Below are 19,293 nucleotides of genomic sequence, written 5' to 3'. Positions count from 1 at the left end.
TACTTGCCCCGCTCTTTTGGATATACATTGAGCCCAAAAGGGCGGGGCTTGCGTAAGTGCCGTAAAAAGCGCGGTGTGCCACAGACGGCCAAAAGACGGGGTGTTTTAGGACATCGTCCTTTCTGTCTTTTGTTGACTATAAATTAAATTTAGTAAGATAGATGCACAGACGATTTTGGCTGTTCCAACTGATTCTATAGGAGGCCGTATGACAGCTCAACAGTGCATGGATCAATTAAATTCAATCCGGAATTCCGCCGGACCGACCCGCACCCGCGGCCTGGGCGATGAGGTCATCCGGCTTTTTCTGGCCGGCGACAAGGATCTGGCGAGGGCTATAAAAACCGCCGCGGAGAACCGCCGGAAGCTTGCATCCACGCACGAGGAATTGTTTAAAATGGAGGAAAAAGCCCTCTGTCTCATGCTACAGCGGCAGGTGCTTAACTTCTATCCAGCCGCCAACATAAACCCCTACGTGCCGCTGGCGGCTTTGGGCTCCTGGATCATCACCTCGCACGGCGCAGTGATCCACGATTCCGGCGGCTACGGCATGCTCGGCATGGGGCACGCGCCACGGGCCGTTCTGGCGGCCATGAGCGAACCTTTCGTAATGGCCAACGTCATGACGCCCTCCTTCAGCCAGTACCGCCTGACGGAGCGCCTGAGCCGGGAGATAGGCCACCGGCGCGGAAGTTGTCCCTTCAAAAAGTTCGTCTTCCTGAACAGCGGTTCCGAGGCCGTCACCTTCACTTGCCGGGTCACTGACATCCACGCCCGCACGATGACCGATCCCGGCGGCCGGCACGCTGGAAAGAAGGTGATGAAGCTGGCGATAGTGGAAGGTTTCCACGGGCGCACCGAGGGTCCAGCGCGGCTTTCCCAGTCCTGCCGTGCGGACTACGCCAAACATCTGGCCTCCTTCAGGGATCCCGACAACCTTATGTTCGTGCCCATAAACGACCTCGCGGCCCTGCGCAAGGCGTTTACGGAGGCCGAAAAGAACGGTGTTTTCTTTGAGGCGTTATTTGTGGAGCCGGTGATGGGGGAAGGTGTTCCCGGGCTCGCCCTTACCCGCGAATACTATGATGAAGCCAGAGCGCTCACCCGGAAGACGGGCAGTCTGCTGATCGTGGATTCCATCCAGGCCGCGCTGCGCGCGCAGGGGTGCCTGAGTATAGTGGACTACCAGGGCTTTGAAACCTGCGTTCCGCCGGACATGGAAACTTTCTCCAAAGCCCTGAACGCGGGGCAGTACCCGCTTTCCGTCATCGCTTTGAGCGGCGAGGTGGCTGCCCAGTATGTTACCGGTCTTTACGGGAACACTATGACCGGCAATCCCCGGGCCATGGAAGTTGGCTGCACCGTCCTTGACGCCGTCACCGACAAAGTCCGCAATAACATCCGCGAGCGGGGCCGGGAATTCCTGATCAAATTCCAGGCGCTGGCCGAAGAATTTCCGGGGGCCATCGAGCGGGTGGTGGGCACGGGCCTGATGGCGAGCGTGATGCTGAACCCCAAACGCTACCGCGTGCTGGGCGAAGGCGGGTTCGAGGAGTTCATGCGCATCCACGGTATCGAGATGATACACGGCGGGGAATGCGGCCTTCGCTTCACGCCTTCCTTCAACATCACCAGCGCCGAGATCGACCTTATCGTCTCCGTCATCCGCCGGGGACTGAAGGAACTGGCCTCCCCTTCCGGGAAGGCCCTTGCTGCGAGCGGGGAGCATAAGGGACGAGTGGAATAAAGCCAACCCGGCACAACGTAGTCGGGCTGGTCAGCTATACTCTCTAAAAGAGGCCGGGATAAGCGGCGGGGTTCTGGCGGAAGAGCCAGGCAGGAACCCGGGGGCGATTTCTTATTTTACAGACAAGGAGAGAGCATCGGAGGAAAATAATTGATCTATTGTGCGGCGTCCCTGTTTCCCTGCCCGGATTCAGCGGCGGAGGATCTTGCCCAGCTCTTCTGCAAGTTTTTCACGGTTCCCCATACGACCGAGATGAAAAAGAACGAAGCCGCGGTCTTTGAGACCTTTGGCGGCGGTTAATATCTGTTTATCGTCCAGTTCCACGCCGTTGGCGAGGAACGCCACGCCGCGGCGTCCTTTACCGCAGGCGGGATCCGTGGCGGCAGCATAGCCGGAAGACCGGTAGCACTCCACCACCACCTCGTCAACTTTCCAGTTCGTCCAATCGGCAAGATATGTGGCGGCGGCAAAATCCCGCGGGTTCTGGGCGATCTCAATGCGGAAGCCCGGCGCCTGCGCGCGCACTTCGGCGGACAGCCAGTTAACGAACCGCGTCAGTTTTGCTTTCCATAATTCCGGAGCCGCCTTAAAAGCGCTGTTGCCGGAATGGGCCGGTGAAACGTCATAAGCAAGATGGTCGTCTATCTGCACGCTGTTGATGCCGTAATCGCGCAGCGCGAGTATTGACTCAAGGAGATGGGCGCGGACGTCTTTATTGTCCAGGTCCACCACTCTGTAACCGTCCACCCGGGCATCCGGAGCCTCCTGCAGCGCGGTATTTACGTACAGGCTCCCGGGCGTGAGCGCCCCCATGTGAATAGTCCGCTCGAACCAGGGAACCACCCGCATTTCCGGCGCCTCTTTCCGGACCACCGCCAAAAACTTGCCGAGAAGGTCTTCCTTGCCGCAATCGAAAGGGGATTTGGGAGCGCTGTAAAAATTACAGCCATAGCGGAATACCGCCGGATAAAGAGTTTCCAGGCCGGCTGCGCGCGCCAGGCGGACCAACCTTTCAAGTTCCGGCTTGTCGAGCTGCAAAACCTTCATGTCCACCCATACGCCGTGCAGCGGACGGGAGGCGGATTTAGCGGGTAAGGCGGGCACTTCGGAGACATGGATCCCCCGCTGGATATCCGCGGCCAACCGGTTTGACTCTATCCCCTGGTTGAAATTCCGCGCGGACTCTTCCGAAACGGCGGCGTCATTGCCGGCGCAATAACCCGGAGGGATGGTAATTATGACCAGCGCGGCAAACATAACCTTTTTCATTATCAACTCCGTTTGAACATCATGCGACCGCTTTATGACCGGCTACCCAAATAGTATAGCTGACGATTTTTCATGGGTCAATATGGAGAATATTTTCGCGGCGGATGGCTAATAACGCCGCTATATTTTCTACAATATACGCATGGGAAATATCTCCGCCCTGTTTGGCCCCCTGATAATAAGCTTTTATTCCATTCTTTTTGTTTCTACGGCCTTGCTTTATCGCGCCGCTCCCGCTTCGCGCAAAAGGCTGGGGGTTACGGCTTTCCTGGCGATATGTTCAATAGCGGGGATTCTCGCGGCCAACTTTCTGGGCGCCGCCGCCGGCGGTCTTGTAAAACTGCTTGAACTGGTTTCCCGCCTGCTTGCCGTGATCGCCGCTATAAACGTGGCCGGGATCTTCGGTTTTTCCCTGGTTATGCCTAAACTGAGAGCCGGGGTCTCCAGGTTCGTGGAAGACCTGATACTTGCGGGAGCCTACTTAGCGGCGGGACTTGCGGTGATATCTGCTTCCGGCACGGACCTCAGCGGCGTGCTTGCCACCTCGGCTGTGGTCACCGGCGTGGTCGCTTTCTCCCTGCAGGACACGCTCGGCAATATAATCGGCGGCATGGTGCTGCACCTGGAAGATTCTTTCATGCCCGGGGACTGGATAGGGGTGGAAAAATACGAAGGCGTGGTGCGCGAAATACGCTGGCGCCAGACCACGATCGAAACGCTGGACGGCGATCTCGTGGTAATTCCTAATATCATACTTATGAAGAGCCCTGTTACCGTGCTGGGGCGGGCCTCAGGGAACACCCGCTTCCGCGCGGTTTCTTTCAATGTCTATTACGACCGCGCTCCCGGAGAAGTGATAAGCGCGATCGATCAGGCTTTAAGGGAGGACCCTCCCGCCTGCGTGGCGCCGGCCCCCGCTCCTTACTGCGCTATAAAGGAATTTCTGCCAAACTGCGCGGCTTATGAGGTCCGCTACTACCTCACTGATCTTTCCGTGCCGGGCAGAACCGACTCCAATGTGCGCGCTAAGATTTATTACGCGCTTTCACGCGCCGGCATAAAGCTTTCCATCCCGGCCCGCTCGGTAGTTGTAAGCGAAGATGCGCAGCAGACGGCTGAGAAGAGCACGAAAAGTGAGATGATCAGGCGGCTGGCGGCTTTGAAAGGCGTTGATGTGCTCCAGACTTTGACTGAAGAAGAGCGCGTGGTCCTTGCCGGAAAACTGAAACCTGCGCCTTTCGCGCCCGGAGAAATGATCACCAAACAGGGGGCCGCGGCCGACTGGCTCTACATAATTTACGAGGGTAAAGCGGAGATCAGACTTTATTCCGGGGAAACCGTCTCATACAAGGCCGTTAAGACCCTGGGTCCGGGAGACGTGCTGGGCGAGATGGGCTTGTTTACAGGGGAGCCGCGTTCGGCTACCGCCGTGGCTTCGCAGGAGGTCCGCTGCTACCGTCTGGACAGGGAGGGTTTCCGCGCCATCATTGCCGGCAGGCCGGAGATAGCAGAGTCCATAGCCGCTATGCTCGCCGAACGGCGTCTGGAGCTGGCCGAAGCCAAAGAGCGTATGGCAGGCGAAAGCGCGGCCCACGGCCTCGGTACGGAACAGCAGGATCTTCTTTCTAAAATAAAAAATTTCTTCAGGCTTTAGCCCGAATTCCAAAGAGGGAACGGATGAGCATATCTTCGCATCTGACACCGGAACCGGAGCGGCGGCTCTGGATAATGCACGGGAACATAGATAATTCGCTTAAGTGGGCGGACAAGAAGCTTGGAGCGGTAACGGCCTTCGCGGCGGTTCAGATGGCTGTGATCAAGATCGTCGCGCCGGAAGGTGTGCTGAGCTATATAGCGCTGCTTGCGCTGTGCGCGGCCCTGCCGGTGGGCGTTTTTGGGATCTCCCCTTTTATCGAAACCCGGAAGCATATACCTTTGCATAAGCCGCGCGAGGCTGAGCGCGCGGGCGATTCTCTTATCACCGAATACGATATCGCCGGATACTCCCAGATGGAGCTGGTAAATTTTCTGGACAAATACTTCGGCGGGGGGATAACGGCAACCAGGTATTTCGAGGATATCATCGCGCGGATCGTTATCGGCGCGCGTATCGTTACGCGCAAGCGCCGCCTTTTCATGTGCTCCTGCGTTCTCGCGGGGACAGCGCAGCTCTGCCTGCTGGTTCAGCTTGTTTTGCGGTAGCCCGGATTCTTTAACTGAATTCTCCAAAAATACAATTCACCGGCGTCCGTATCCGCGGGAATTTTACGCATATACAACAGGCGCTGTCATTGGCACAACATCTGCCAGCCCGGAGCCATGGGGGCTGAAAACCCGCCGTACGCGCCGTTCTGCTGGGCGTAAATAGGATATTGCGATTCCCAGGGTATCGCCAGCGTGAACTTCTCGCCCCTGTAAATTATCCAATTGCCCATTAGGCCCGTAAGCTGCGGTTCGCCGGACTGCGAAAGCGCTCCGCTCAGGCTGAAAGAGTGGCTTTCCGACTGCACCGCTCCGTTGTACACGTAGGCGTACTGGTAGGCGTAAATATAGAAATATTCCGAGGAGCAGCCGCCGCCGCTGCATACCTGCAGATTCCCGCTGCAGCTCTTGCTCATGCTTCCGGAGCCTGAGGAGGGCTGTGGCGGATACGGCTGAGGGGGCACCGGGTAAGACGGGTATGGCGGATATTGCGGGGTGTTCTGCGGATAGGAAGAAGCCGCGGCTTCCGATACGTCGAAAGTGCAGTAAGCGGCGCCGCCTGGCAGGCTGGAGCTGGTTTCGGAATCGGTGTCGTCGCTGACCAGCACGAAGACGCCCGTTGTATCGTCGTAACCCACCGGCCTGTTATAAGCGTCGTAAAAAGTGAAGCGTACTTTCCCGGAAAAAGAGTAGCTGCCGGACACGTTGTGCACCGTGCCTGTCGCCCGTCCGTCTTTTATCTCGCAGGTGGTATAGCCCTGTTGCTGCGGATAACGCGCTTTGGTTTCAGCGGGCGCGGTTTTTTTCGCTTTTATATCGGTTGTAGTCCCGGCTGCGCTTTGCTTTATGGCGTCAGCGCGCAAATCAGTTAACCCGCCGCTCCTGGCGGCTTCCATTTCCCCGGCGGATACAACGGCCGCAACAGCCAGCAGGAACGTGGTAAGTATGGCACTTTTCATTTTAACCCCCTGTAATGACAGGCATGTACGTATATTATGCGTGAAAAATGAAGTTAGGGGAGGGTCAAAAGGCCCAGTATGAGCTTGAAATAAGGCCCATTTCCCGAATTGAAGATAAATAGAGGCTTGCTCTTATATCATGACATAACTTGCCATCAATAGGGCCGGGAAGCCGCCTATAGGGACATAAGACCTACAAGTATATGCCCTTTAGTCCTATATCAAGAGTGGGCCCTGAGAGACTTGACAAATGTCAAACTACACATAATAATATAACTAACGGTTATATATGAAAAGAAATTGTCTTTTGACGGCAATAGTAACGGCATTCCTGGGGTTCAACCTGAGCGCCCAGAATATTTCTTTTGATCCGCTTAACAGCGGGACCGCTAATATAAAAGATATAGCGGTGCCGGAACCGGCCCCTGTTCCGGTTCCACCCTCCGCCGGCGATGCCGTAACCTCCTCTTCGGGCGCTTTGCACGCCTATTTTGTGGATGTGGGCCAGGGCGATTGCGAGTATATAGAGCTGCCCAACGGCAAAAACGCGCTTATAGACGGCGGCCCGAAAAGTTCGGCCAGCTCCGGTATTGCCCAGTTCCTCACCCAGCACGGAGTCACAAAAATCGATTATGTGGTGTTGACCCATCCGCACTTTGACCATTACAGCGGTCTAAAATATGTTTTTAAATATTTACAGGTAAACAATTTTTATGACACGCGCGAGGAGAACACCGGCTCCTCCACCATGACTAATTTGCGCGCCCAAATAAGTACTATGGGTGTCAGCGTTTCCTACCCGGCGGCGGGAGACAGTCTGGACTGGGACCCCGGAGAGGTTCAGGTGAAAGTGCTGAACAGCTGCTCAGAACCCGGGTCCAGCAACCTGGGCCCCGTGCTTAATGACTGTTCTATTGTGCTGAAAGTCACCTACCATAACACCTCCATTCTCTACACCGGGGATATGCAGTCTGATGTGGAGGCCACTCTGGTGTCCACATACGGCAGCGAGTTGCAGTCTGATGTCCTTAAAGTCGGCCATCACGGCAGCCCCACCGCCACCAGCGCCGCTTTCCTGAATATGGTCAAGCCGAAAATAGCGTACATTGAGCTGGGCGCCAACAATACTTACGGCTTTCCATCACAGGCGGTATTAACCGGTTTGCAGGCCGCGGGGGCCGAAGTCTATCGTACCGACCTGAGCGGCACTCAGGAATACTCCATACAGTAAACGCTGCAAACTCACCTCCTTAAAACAGTATAGCAGACCAACACGACAAGGGTCTGTCGCGTTGGTTTTTGGATATTTTTGAAAATAAACCGGATTCAGAGGCAATCGCGTGCACGCTGCCGCAGTTATGGTGTACGGAAAAAAGTAATTTCAGGAGATGAACACGAACTTCAGGATTACCGTGCTCCTGCTCCATTCACGCGCATTGTCGCAAGACAGGCCGCAGATCCTGCGCAGGTCGGCATATAGCTTGGGGTCGGAGGTTAATATTTCAGACGGGTTTTTAACGAAAATCAATATTTTAGGGTTGTCATGGAAATTCGCCATATCGCCGAGATAATCTATCATGGCGTCCCAGTTTTTGCCGAAGTCGCCCGGAAAGCCCAGCGCCCGCTCGGAATGCTCCATCAGCGCGGGCTTTGTCTTCATCTGAGCTCCGTCAAGTTCAAACACGGCAAAGCCGCCGGCGCGCGCGGCGGCGGCCAGCGCCCCTGCTTCGGCGGGGGGCAGGTCGGCTATGTCGGGAGAGTTTGGAATCAGTAAAAAATTATTATCCATAAATAAAAATCACGGCAGAAGCCGTGATTTTTATATTTACGCCTTGCCGCTTCATTTCACGATTTTGAGATTTATAAAGTGGCCGTAATGGTCTGGCGTATAATAAATATTCTGCCCGCCGCCGATAATTATTCTTTCGGGGCCTCGGGCGCTCTGCACAGGGCCGGTCATATAGATCTGTCCGCCGATATTTACCGGCACAGGGCCGTCGCCGACATTATGCCCCGGGACTATCAACGTGTATTCTTTGTAATAACCGGCCGGGGCCTGCGGCATACCCCCTTCCGAGTTTGTATTGGTAATGCCGTCATGAGGATAAGGAAGCGGCTTGCAGGCTGAGATCTTATCAAGCAGCTGTATGATGGCGGTGGTGCGGATGGAATCATTTATTTTCGGGGAAAAATCAGTTCCCGGGGCTATGGCCGGGCTGGGGGTGCAGCTGTTTCCGCCGCCTGAGGAACCGCCGCTCCGGTCGCCGGCGGTATTTGATTCTTCAGCGGGTAAAGCTTCGGGCAGTACGGGCGCGGGCAGATCAACATTAAACTGCGCGCCGGGGAGCTGGATAAGTGTTTCAAGAACCGGTTTTGCCCCGTCCGCTTTAACGGAAGCGGCAGGGGTTGAATAAACGGCGGAGAAACCGCCGAATATTATCGCGGATGTCAGAAGCAGGCTGAGTTTTATGTTTTTCATTGTTTATTCAGATATTCCGGAAGCTTGCTTTCCTTTTTTTATATTTCTGATATTACTATAGATACTATGGTGGTTTTTAATAACAATGGCATGAGCACAAAGACCCAGGATGGCTTAGGTCTTTAGGCCTGTATTGCAAATTGCGAAATTTTGATCAACGCCTGGCCATGTTCAGCACGAACGACTTTACCACCCGGAAAGAGTCCGTGAAAGGGCGGAAATGCGATTTTCTGTTGCCGTCCAAGTAGATGGTGGGTATTTCAACCTGCATTACCCGGTAGTTGCGCCTGACGGCTTCAACCATAATGTCTATCTCAGTTTCATATCTTCCGCCGCGCACTGCCGGCGAACGGACAATATCTCCTGCGAGGGCGCGGGAAAAACCGCGGAAACCGGATTGTGAATCTATGGGGACGCGGTTGAACAGGACGCGGACCAGCTTATTTACCAGGCTGTTGCCTATGCGGCTGCGCAGCGGCACTTTTCCCGAAAACCGGCGGTAGCCTATTATAAATTCTCCGCCCTCGCTCCAGGCCCGCTGGAAGGAGGGGATGTCTTCCGGCAGATGCTGCAGGTCCCCGTCCATGGTCAGGATAAGGTCGAAATCCCCGGCCAGGGCGCTTTTCATGCCTTCAAGTATTGCAAAGCCTTTTCCCCTGTTCTTGGAGAAACTTATAACCGTCAAATTTCCGCCCTTTCTCTCAAGTTCTCTGAAATGGGCCGCGGTCATGTCCGTTGAGCCGTCGTCAACGGCTATAACCCTGTCGGCGTAGTTCATGGCCCTGGAAACGGCCTGAACGCATAAATTATCTATGTTGTAGCACGGAATGATGGCGCAGGTCCTGGGCTTTTTTTTGGGGGGGGCGGAGGGTATTTTCACAAAACCGGCGATGTCAAAAAAACCGAAAAGCCCGCCCGCCTTAACGGCCAGCAGCCGACTGCCGGCTGATATTTCCGCCGGCAAGGCTATCAGTCCCCCTTTGCGGCCGAAGGACTTCTGCAGCCGCGCCAGCGCCAAGGTCCGCCCCGTTCCGGCTTCTCGCAGCGGCCCGGATGTTTTTTTCCAGTTAAGTTTTAACGACGCTCTTACGCATGTTTTACCGTCGCAGTAAAGCGCCGTAAGCCTGACCGGGCGGATAGACGAGCCCAGGGTGGTTCTCAACCAGACCAGATCCTGTCCAGCGAAATCTACGGTTATGTGAGGGCTCAGATTTTTTTCCGCGGTAAGAAAGGCTTCCTCCCGCGCCACTTTGGCGGCCAGCCGCCGCCAGGTTGAGGCCTGAGTCCTGTAGATATTTTTAAACGCCATCTTTTCGGCGGTCTCATGCGGAGCAAGGGGCAATTTCAGGTCAAACTCAGCCGCCGGCTCCGGGCCGCGCCGATGAAGCGCGTAAAACAATGTGAGCGGGCGGCGCTCATTACCCGGAATTCCGGCAACAGCCATCTCCGTCATGACGGCAGCCGCGCTGTGATCCGGATGCAGGTCGTTCATAGACGGCGATACGATTATCGTGGGCCTGAACTCGGCAAGCATTTTCCTGAAACGGACCATAAGCCCCGGCTTTGACAGTTCAGCCGGAACCCCGGTGTCTGCAACGCCCCAGAACTCGCTTTCGACCCGGCCCGTATAGTCAAGGGCCAGCAGCGCCTCCTGCAGGCGTTCCCTGCCGTAACCGGCTTTCGCCCGCGGGCTGATGAAAATCTTCTTTTTGGACAGCATGTGGCTGAGGTGATTCCTCTCGCCGTTAGTTAAAAAAACCACTTTCACCCCGGCTCCGGCCCGGCAGGCGTTCCGCATTAAACCGAACGACGACAGGATTTCATCATCGGGGTGCGGTGCGACGATGAGGACCCTGTCGGAGCTTGTAATCTTCATTTTGCGCTCCCGCGCGGGCAGGGCAGTTCTCTCAGCTCCGCGGCTTTAGCCCAAAGCAATATCGGCCTGGCGCATGTATTTGTCTTGCCCGGAACGAAAGAATGCCGGCCCGGCGGCATGGCAACAGGCGCGCCGGAATAATTTTTCCCGTCAAGGCGCCCGACAGCCCTGCCGCCGTCTTCGCAGATCAGCGCATACTCAAGCGCCACGGCGGTTTCAAAAAATTTCCCCGTTATTTCCTTTCCGGCCGCCAGGACCTCCGGCGCCGAGCAGAGGGGAAGATAATTTGAGCTGAAAAAAGCCAGGTCTTTCGCGCTGAATCTGGCCGGAAATTTCAGAAAAACGACCGGCGTGGCGGTGCGCGCCATATCCTGAGGGACTGAATCCGCCAGCGTCCCGTTCCTGACGCCCTGCATGGCGAAGCGTTCAAGCGCGTAATAGTAGGGACGCTTCCAGAAAAGGCTTTCTCCTTTTGCGTCCATCACGGAGCCGCCGGCGGCCGCCGGCTGAAGCCTGAGCATTAAAGCAAGACTCCGCTTGTAATCCGAATTCCTGTCTGAAAAAGCGTTTTCGGCCGCAAGCCGCCCGAAAGCCGCGCCGACGGCCAGAAACAGAAGGGCCGCTTTTTTCGCGGCCTGAGCCGGGAAGTTTCGCAAAGCTTTAACGGTCAAAGCGGCAAAAACAAGATAAAGCAGCGCCCTTAACGGGAACACAGTCTGCGCCTCCCTTACCGGGTAAAACAGCAGTATGAAACCGGAGAGAAAACAGGCCGCGGCGAACGCCGCCTGGGCCGGCCGAAGGACATTTTTTAAGGCCCGAAGGGCATAATAAACCAGAACGGCCGCGAGGATCAGAAGGCCGGCCTGTAACTGCCAGTGCGTTCCGCCTTCGCCACCGGCCCGGATGCTGTAGAACACCGCGTATTTCAGGAAGTCTTTCAGCGCGCCCAGGCGGTAAAAGTGCAGAAGAAGGAGCGAAGGAAAAAGGGCCAGCCCGCCCAGCATGGCCGCCACGGCGGGCAAAGGGACACCCTCCGCGTAGAAGGCGGCCAGCGCCGGCAGAGACATGAGCTCGGCCAGGGCCGGAAAAGCCATCGTCTTAAGCGACACGCACGCGCCGAGGCCGTTTATAAGCCCCACCAGGAACAGATTTTTTACCGACGGCCGGTTAGCGGAAAAAAAATAAATCGAGGCTATAAAAAGCGCGCCCCACATGGGCTCGGGCCGCGTCTGCACGGCCATGAAGGGCAGAAAAACCCCGGCCAGCAGGGCGCAGGACAGGCTCTCCTCCGTATTTTTAAAAAAAACCGCTCCCGCCAGAAGCGCAAGAAAGAATATCTGCGCCATAAAGAACGGAAAAGCCAGATGCCTCATTTTTACCGGGAAATCCGGGCCGGGCTTTAATTTTACCGCCGATATTTCAAGCGCGGAAACCATGTGAAAAAGCGGCATATGATTGTCAAAAAAATCCCTGTACGGAGTTTCTCCGGCTGCCGCCGCGCACGCCACTCTCAGATGCTGAAGTTCATCGTTGCGAAAGACGGCATTATTTGAGCAAACCCAGAAAAAGGCCAGAAGTCCCGCGAAAGCGGCGCCGTAAAACCATGCGGAACCGGCCGATATCGTTTTTGCGCGGGATGTCCCTTCGGTGAGCGCGCACCGGTCCGCGGTATATTTCTTTATGGAAGGGAAAAACGATCGTTTTAAAAATTTATTTTCAGTCATGGCATATTCTGCTTCTGCCCGTGAAAATCAGCGTCCCGCTGCGCGGTCGTTTTCAAAAAGCCGGACCTGCCTCCCGCCAGGGCAAAGGCGTAGACAATCGCCCCCGCCGCCATGGCGCAAAGCGACGCCAGTAAAACGCTTCCCACCAGGTATTGGAGGAGATATCCTTTAACCGCGAGCAGCCCTCCCGGGCCCGGAAAGGGAACCGCGGTCCAGGGCTTTCTCATTACAAAACCGCCTGTCTTGAGACTGGCAAAAACGATCACCGGTATCATCGGCGGAATGCTTATATTGCTCGCGGCGGCGGCGATAAGCCGGTTAACTTTCAGGATAGAGGCAAAGAGCAGCGCCAGTATCAGCTGAAAGCCCCAAACCGGCGCGATCCCGAAAAATACGCCCAGCGCCACGGCCTCGGCTATTTTGAGGGGGGAATCAAGAGACTCTTTAATTAATCGCAGGGTGCTTTTTTTATCCAGAGATGGAAGTTTCATGCAATATTTGCCCCGCTCTTTTGGAGCAATCTGCCGGTCCGGGAGATATGGGTGCGGCGGCAGGCCGCGTTTCCTGGCCCAAAAGGGCGGGGCCTGTGCGGGTGGCGGGGTCACATCACCGCCGCCGGGCTCTTGTTGTTTTTGGGGCCGGCCCAGGTTATTTCGCTTTCAGCACTATCCAGTTTTCCGAAAATTGGGCCAGGGCTTCCTTGAATTCCTTGTATTTAGAGTAGTCCGCCGCCGGTATTTCCGTGCCTTCGCGCAGCAGTTCCTCGGAAAAAGTCAGGGTCTGTTTTTCAGCGCTATAATCCGCCGAATATTTCTGGCCCGCCGCGTCCAGGCTGATGTTTTCCGGGGTGTAATAAACCGCGAAGCCTTCCGGCAGTTTGATGGAAATTTTTCCGGCGCTGCGCGAGCGCGAGTACCAGAACAGAGGCAGTTCCCGCTCGGTCTGGCCTGTGTCGGCGGCGGAGTAATTAAGCCCCGGTATTTTAAGGATCATGTACTTGCCTGCCTTCATGGCGTAGTTTTTTATACTGACGGACATGGCGTAATTAATGTCTTTCGAAAGATCGGAGAGATTTTCAAGGGTGTATTTTTCAAGGACGGCCTGCGGATGCAGGTTGTGGGCGTATTGCTCCATGGATTTGTCCAGATCGTCCTTTTTATAATCTTTCAGTTCGCGCCAGGCGGCCTGGGCATTGCCGGTAAAGCGGGCGCTGAGGGTTCCTTTTAAATTGCCGTCTTTATCCAGAGTAAAAGCGTTGTTCTCCTCCGTTCCTTCAAGAGCCGGGTCAAAAAGCGGGTTGGCAAAAAGCAGCGGCCTGTTCGCGCCAAGCAGCCTTAAGCCGCTGGCTTCCTGAAGGTAGCCGGGCAGTTCGTTGAAACGGTACGTGTCTCCGACCGGGCAGAGAAAAAGCGTTTTAGAGCCCGCTTCCACAAGAGTTTCCGCCATGTCGAACTGTTTTATATTCGGATGGTCCTTGTCAAACAGGGAGTCTTTGGTCTTTATGTAGGCGAAATCCGGCTTGAAACCTGCCGCGGTGAGCATTGCGTAGAGCAGGAAGGGCTTATCCAGAGTGTTGCCGGCTTTGGCGCTGAATATTTCGCCGGTGTTTTTCGGGATGTAGCTGTATAAATTCATCCCCACAGGCTGGTGTTTTATCTCTCTGGCGACCCAGTTATAGAGCGCCTCTATTTTTTCCAGATCGGAAGTTTTGCCTTCGATAAGTTCTTTTGTTTTTGCGGCTATTTCAGGCGTGATAACCATTTTTTCTTTTAAAAGCGGCTCAAATCTGCCGCGCAGGGACTGCCAGCTGTCCTCCAGCGAAAGCCTTACCTGCGGCGCGTGGCGAAAGAAAGGGGGCATGTCGGGTTCTTCCTTATAAGAGGGCACATCGCGCATCTCCCAGGCGTAGGAAGTCCCGTCCGCCAGGTCTTTCTCCGAGAATACCCTGGTCTCCGGCATATTAAACTCTTTATAAACCAGCTTCAGGCCCGCCGGCACGGTAACCGTAAGGCGGTAAAGTTTTGAGGGTTCAAAAAAACGGAAGGCGTTTTCGCTGAAAAAAGGATATTGCGGATCGTACCGGGTTTCTATCTTATAGGAAAAATCCAGGATCGAGCCGGTCTGGACGTTCGGGATGGCGAATTTCATGGTTTTTGCCCTGTCGTAGGATGGGTAGCTTACGAAAGCCGAACCCTCCATGACCGAAATGTCGTTCAACCAGGTAAGCGAGGAATAAGTTACGCTGTAGGCGTACTCTATTTCAGGTTTTTCCAGCTCCGGCAGGTAATTTATCACCTCGAATGAGGCGGGGCTTTTGCCCCGTTCCCGCAGTATAGCGCGCTGGCTCCGCATTGTTACGCTGTAGCTTTTGTCCTTGTTTATTTCAACGCGCATGTCCGTCAGCAAGTTGATATAGCCGTCGTTAGGGTAGGCGTCGGGCTGCGGCGGATTTGAAAGCAATTCTTTCATGGTTTCGTCAGCCAGCGGGTCAGCCTTGCCTCCGGCGTATTCCTTTACGAACTGAATTTTAAGTATGTCTTGTTTCGGATAAACCGCGATTTTGCCCGCGGCGTTTATGGAAACGCCGGACGCGTCCAGTTTCGTTATGGCGCCGTTTATCTCATCGCCTTTGTTGAGATAGAGAATATCAGCCATGACGCGGGGCGCGGTTGAGAGCAAAAGTAAAAAAACAAATAGTTTTTTCATAATTTTTGTGATTTTCCCTTTAGTGTATCTTCACGCTGAGGTCTTTGAAAAACAGCTGGTTCTTCGTGCGGCTTGCGGCGGTTTCAAGGAAAGCCTTGTAGGCCGCGTAATCAGCCGGCTTTACAATGCGCTCTCCGCGTTCCCAGGAGGCGGTGCAGGTAACCCCGCCTTTTACCTCCTGAGCGCATTGCGAAGTGAAAGAGCCGTAACTGCCCGACAGCGCGGCTTTTTCCGGCAGGGAGATCACTTCGTAATTCTCCGGCAGAGAAATATGGTAAGTGTAATAGCGGCCCATGGAAGCCATGTATTCTATGGGGAAAGTGCGCTCGGCCTGCGATATTTCTTTTATGCGGTAGGCCTCTATCTCAAAATCCGGCAGGTTGAATATCAGTATGTCGCCGGCCCGCTTGGCATAATCAGCTATTGAGTATTTTGTCTCCAGGGTGAAGGGCTCGTTTATGTTCTCGGCGTTGTTCACCTTATAACCGACCAGCTCGGCCGCGGGGTTTACTTCCTTGGCCATCTGCTGGAAGGCGCGTTTTTGTTCCTCTTCTTTTATGGAGCGGTAGTAGCCGCGTATTTCGCCTTCGCGCGAGCCGCTGTAATTCATATTTTCGGAGACGAGGGCTTTGCCGTCAGAGGACACGGCTATGTTAAAGTTGTAAAAACTGCCGTTATCGCGCGGTTCCGGCACCGGAACCAGGTCTATCTTTTTAGCGAATATATTAAGCACATGCACTCCGTAATCAAAACTGGCTATTTCCGGGTAGCGGTAATCGTAACCGGTGGAGTCCAAAAACATATGCCTGCCGCCTATTTCGGCCACGGTTATGGAGTGGTCAAAACCCAGTTGGGGAATTGAAAAATCAATGTCCTGCTGGTCGTTGGTGTTTATAAGTATGGGAGAGGCCTTTATGCCCGCCACTCCGAGCATGGTGGTGAGCAGCAGCGATTTATCAACGCAGCAGCCGTAGCGGCGCTTCCAGGTAAGGTTTGCGTCATAGCCGCCCCAGCCGGACGCCACGCCCACCTTGACCGCGATATAGCGTATCTCCTTCTGCACATAATGATAAATTACCCGCGCTTTTTCCTCGTCGGTCTTGCAGTCCTTTATCAGGTTCAGCGTGAATTCTTTAAGTTCGGTGGAGGGTTTGGTGCGTTCATTGTAAAGCCCTATGGTCCAGTCCAATATCCTGTCCCAGTCCTTGAAAAGCGAACCTCGCAGGTAAGGGGCCACATTCTCGTAGGCGGGCATCATGGGCTCGCTGGGAAGCGCCGGGACGTTCTCTAGGCGCCAGGCGTAGGTTTTGGCGGAAACCGACTGCGTTATTTCAGGCTTCGCCGCCTTCTTGTCCGCGAAGTTGCGCGTCGAGTAATAAAAGTCCTGGCCTTTTGGCAGGGTAACGCTGACTTCGGAAACTTTTACCGGGCCTTCGCTGTCCTGAAAGCCCCACTCGGGAAAAAAGAAGTCTTTCCTGAACGGGTTATAGGTTTCTTCTTCTATCTCATAGTCCACTATAGAGTCCACCTGCACATTTTCCATGGCGTACTGGGTGCAGACAGAGCCTGAAATAAAAAAGTCGCCGCTTGAACTCTGCGGCTTTGAAGTTTTTATCCGGGCGGGATCCAGGGTGTATATCCCGCCGTCCGCGGTATAGACATTGGCTTTGATTATTTTCGCCCGTTCCCTGCCTTCCTCGGAACAGCGGATTATCTGGCCCCAGCTCTGTTTAAGGCTTTCCTTTAATATCTGCCGTATCTCCCGGGTTCTTAAAGTCCAGGTGCCGTCGGCATTCAGGTTATAGCCGCCCTTGTCAAGCAATATAAGGCCGTTCATGCCGGAATATTTTTTGCCGAATTCGCGCGCCATGGCAAAAGCCTCGGCCGCGGCCTTTTGATCCTGCTCGGAGGGCTGGGCGGTGCCGGCGGCCGCTTTCTGTTCCGCTTTGGCCGGGCCGAACTGTATCACTGAAACCGTTTCGCGCGGCAGCACTTTGCCGTCTTCAAGCGTGACGGAGTCGGCGTCCACGGTTGTTACCGTGCCCGTGCTCTCCTGCCCGGAACGGAGCGTTAAAACCTCCGCGCGGCATACCGGCGGCAGTATAAAGAGAACGCTAATGACGGCTGCAAATCTCATGTGGCCTCCATGGCGCTTCAGGCGCCTTAATAATAATAAATCCATTATATAATACCCGGGAGAGGAAAGACAGCGGGCCCTTTATATAAATTGATAATATATATGAACAACCTTAAGTACAGGCGGCTAAGGCCGGTTTATCCGGTGACAGCCGCTATTTCACGGGTGCCGGCGTCTGCTTTCTTTCGCGCGGAACAGGCGCCGCCGGTTGACGCGGAGGCGGAATGGAACGTACCCGGTTTCCGACACGAGAAAGGGGGGAGTATGAAAACATTAAAGGCGTTTAAGCTATCGGGGCTTTTCCTGGTTTTTGCCGCCGTTCTTCTGGCGGCCGGCTACTTTACTCTGCCGGTTAACCGCATAAACATGCACTCCCGCCTGTTGATGCTGGGGGACCTGAATTTTGACAACCGCTGGGATAAAGAAGACGCCTCCCTGCTCGCCGAAGTGGCGGCTGACCCGTTCAGCAAAGTGCCGCTTATGTCCTACATGACGGATGTTAACCATAACGGTTTGCTCGATGATGAGGACATCTTTTACCTTACCGCGCTCTACAAAAGCGGCGATCCCTATAAGGCGTTCGAGGAACTTTCCAAAGCGGGAAAAATATTTCCGTATCCAAGGGAATTCTTCCGGTATCTACCTGAAACGGAATATATCCAGCGTCCGCTTATCGCCCTGGAACATCCGGCCGAAAAAGACTCTCCCCTGAAATTCCTCGGTTCGGTACGGCTTTCACGGGGCGGCGCCTATGAAGCGGCGCTTCGCCGTGAAATTTACAGCGAGGGCATAAGGTTCTCGCTTGCCTATGCCAAAAGAGAGGCCGGGCTTACTGAAACGGAAAAAAAATATTCGGACGGAAAAATAGCGCGCTGCACGGACTTGTGGAAAAAGGGCGAACTCTACGGGCTTTTGCTGGAATTGACGGGTTTGACCGAGGACGCTGAAACTCTTACCGCGAAGGGGCAGCCCGTGTTTATCGCGAAATTGCTGTATTTCCGCGACCATCTTAAGGGGCTGCTTGAGTCCGCGTACTACAGGGATTACCTCGCGAAGAAAGGCCGCCCCGGCGACGTATTAAAGATAATTCAGAAATACGCCATGGATGATATGGGTTTTGAGATTGACCTGGCCAATATCGCCGCGCCGAGGGATTTCCTGAAGCTTGAAAATTACGTTGAGCGCGCGAAATGGCAGTATTACAAATCCACGGCGACCAGGAAGGATTTCCTCCGTTTTCTGCTTTTCGCGCAGTATGACCGGCGTTATCTCCGCGCTGCGGCGAGGACCACTAAAAAACTGAGCGATATCCCTCTTGAAAACCATAACCTGCCGATGATACTCCTTTTTCGGGAGGCGCTGGAAATAAAAGGCGGCGACAAGCTGGCCGCGGTAGGCCTTATTGACGAGGCCATACGCATTCCGTTCGCCTGGGTTAAAACCATTCCAAGAACCAAACTGCCCACTTCGGTGGCGCTTGAGAATTTTCTGCTTCCGGGCAACAAGGAGGACGGTTCCGATAAAAGCCGCCACTGGAACGTGTTCGGCGGGATAAGCCTTTATAAATCGCCGCAGGAATCCTTGCGGCTGGCGCTGGCGCGTGAAGTAAAAGACCTGCGCGAAGCCGACAGCAGGCCCGACGCCATGACGGAGTTTATCAGGGACACGATCGCGAATATCAACGGGATATATTACGTGATGACCATTAATCCGGAACTCATTAAATAATATGCTGAACGATGAACGCCTGGTTTATTCCAGCGGGCCCGACGGCAAAGTGACTTGCCCTGACTGCCGTAAATCCCCCTGCGAGTGCCCTGAGGGGCTTGCCCCGCTCTTTTGGAACAAAAAACAGCCGGTTGTTGACGAAACTGTGCATATGGACGATGGTATGCGAACCAACAAAAGGGCGGGACTTGCCGGCGCGCCGAAAAAAAGGACGCAGACCGAGCCGGTGCGGATATCTTTCCGCAGGGTCGGCAAGGGCAGCGGGCTTACTTTGGTTGAAAAACTGCCCATGCACCCGGCCGGAAAGGAAGAACTTTTAAAAAAGTTCAGGAAGCGCCTCGGGGTGGGGGGAACGCTGAAACTGGGCGTTCTGGAACTGCAGGGTGACCACAAAATTTTTGTCAAAACCGAGCTGGAAGCGTCGGGCTATAAAGTGAAGCTGATCTAGGAGCCTGTCCGACATAGG

15 protein-coding genes are annotated in these 19,293 nt (G+C 54.7%); 6 read left to right on the top strand and 9 right to left on the bottom strand.

Going from position 1 to position 19,293, the window contains the following annotated elements; genetic code table 11:
- The first annotated feature begins 208 nt into the window (after positions 1–208).
- Positions 209–1,747: an aminotransferase class III-fold pyridoxal phosphate-dependent enzyme gene (locus NTX59_12840; protein MCX5786562.1), complete on the top strand. Its 1,539-nt coding sequence runs from the start codon at positions 209–211 to the stop codon at positions 1,745–1,747.
- Between the two features lie 189 nt (positions 1,748–1,936).
- Here NTX59_12840 and NTX59_12835 read toward each other — a convergent pair whose 3' ends face one another.
- Positions 1,937–3,016 carry a family 10 glycosylhydrolase gene (locus tag NTX59_12835; GenBank protein ID MCX5786561.1) on the bottom strand — a complete coding sequence of 360 codons (1,080 nt, stop codon included), beginning with the start codon at positions 3,014–3,016 and terminating at the stop codon, positions 1,937–1,939.
- Positions 3,017–3,158: 142 nt separating this feature from the next.
- On the opposite strand from NTX59_12835, the gene NTX59_12830 reads away from it, so the two are divergent.
- Together NTX59_12830 and NTX59_12825 are read left to right on the top strand one after the other, a co-directional pair.
- Positions 3,159–4,670, top strand: a complete 1,512-nt coding sequence (locus tag NTX59_12830; protein MCX5786560.1) for a mechanosensitive ion channel family protein — start codon at positions 3,159–3,161, stop codon at positions 4,668–4,670.
- Positions 4,671–4,693: 23 nt separating this feature from the next.
- On the top strand, positions 4,694–5,218 hold the full coding sequence (locus tag NTX59_12825) for a hypothetical protein (protein ID MCX5786559.1): 525 nt from the start codon (positions 4,694–4,696) through the stop codon (positions 5,216–5,218).
- An 86-nt stretch (positions 5,219–5,304) separates the two neighbouring features.
- On the opposite strand, the gene NTX59_12820 is transcribed toward NTX59_12825, so the two are convergent.
- Positions 5,305–6,177, bottom strand: a complete 873-nt coding sequence (locus NTX59_12820) for a hypothetical protein (protein ID MCX5786558.1) — start codon at positions 6,175–6,177, stop codon at positions 5,305–5,307.
- 289 nt (positions 6,178–6,466) lie between these two features.
- On the opposite strand from NTX59_12820, the gene NTX59_12815 reads away from it, so the two are divergent.
- The gene (locus NTX59_12815; protein MCX5786557.1) at positions 6,467–7,408 is read left to right on the top strand and encodes an MBL fold metallo-hydrolase; all 942 of its coding nucleotides are present in this window, start codon (positions 6,467–6,469) and stop codon (positions 7,406–7,408) included.
- Between the two features lie 150 nt (positions 7,409–7,558).
- On the opposite strand, the gene NTX59_12810 is transcribed toward NTX59_12815, so the two are convergent.
- The 7 genes from NTX59_12810 to NTX59_12780 form a co-directional block, all read right to left on the bottom strand.
- On the bottom strand, positions 7,559–7,966 hold the full coding sequence (locus NTX59_12810; protein ID MCX5786556.1) for a barstar family protein: 408 nt from the start codon (positions 7,964–7,966) through the stop codon (positions 7,559–7,561).
- Positions 7,967–8,017: 51 nt separating this feature from the next.
- On the bottom strand, positions 8,018–8,656 hold the full coding sequence (locus NTX59_12805) for a hypothetical protein (GenBank protein MCX5786555.1): 639 nt from the start codon (positions 8,654–8,656) through the stop codon (positions 8,018–8,020).
- Between the two features lie 154 nt (positions 8,657–8,810).
- On the bottom strand, positions 8,811–10,532 hold the full coding sequence (locus NTX59_12800; GenBank protein MCX5786554.1) for a PIG-L family deacetylase: 1,722 nt from the start codon (positions 10,530–10,532) through the stop codon (positions 8,811–8,813).
- Positions 10,529–12,256, bottom strand: a complete 1,728-nt coding sequence (locus NTX59_12795; GenBank protein ID MCX5786553.1) for a hypothetical protein — start codon at positions 12,254–12,256, stop codon at positions 10,529–10,531. Before NTX59_12795 ends, NTX59_12800 begins: the two co-directional genes overlap by 4 nt.
- Positions 12,253–12,747: a DUF2062 domain-containing protein gene (locus NTX59_12790; protein MCX5786552.1), complete on the bottom strand. Its 495-nt coding sequence runs from the start codon at positions 12,745–12,747 to the stop codon at positions 12,253–12,255. Before NTX59_12790 ends, NTX59_12795 begins: the two co-directional genes overlap by 4 nt.
- Before the next feature lie 157 nt (positions 12,748–12,904).
- Positions 12,905–14,962, bottom strand: coding sequence for a DUF3857 domain-containing protein (locus NTX59_12785; protein ID MCX5786551.1), 2,058 nt, complete (start codon positions 14,960–14,962; stop codon positions 12,905–12,907).
- Positions 14,963–14,981: 19 nt separating this feature from the next.
- Positions 14,982–17,099 (bottom strand): DUF3857 domain-containing protein, encoded by a 2,118-nt coding sequence (locus NTX59_12780; GenBank protein MCX5786550.1) that lies wholly within the window; start codon positions 17,097–17,099, stop codon positions 14,982–14,984.
- 264 nt (positions 17,100–17,363) lie between these two features.
- Between NTX59_12780 and NTX59_12775 the strand changes: the two genes are divergently transcribed.
- Together NTX59_12775 and NTX59_12770 are read left to right on the top strand one after the other, a co-directional pair.
- Positions 17,364–18,827 carry a hypothetical protein gene (locus tag NTX59_12775; GenBank protein ID MCX5786549.1) on the top strand — a complete coding sequence of 488 codons (1,464 nt, stop codon included), beginning with the start codon at positions 17,364–17,366 and terminating at the stop codon, positions 18,825–18,827.
- A 1-nt stretch (position 18,828) separates the two neighbouring features.
- Positions 18,829–19,275 (top strand): hypothetical protein, encoded by a 447-nt coding sequence (locus tag NTX59_12770; GenBank protein MCX5786548.1) that lies wholly within the window; start codon positions 18,829–18,831, stop codon positions 19,273–19,275.
- Positions 19,276–19,293: the final 18 nt, after the last annotated feature.

It is taken from the genome of Elusimicrobiota bacterium (assembly GCA_026388155.1).
Classification (GTDB): Bacteria; Elusimicrobiota; Elusimicrobia; order Elusimicrobiales; family UBA9959; genus UBA9634.
This window is presented reverse-complemented; position numbering and strand designations above follow the sequence as displayed.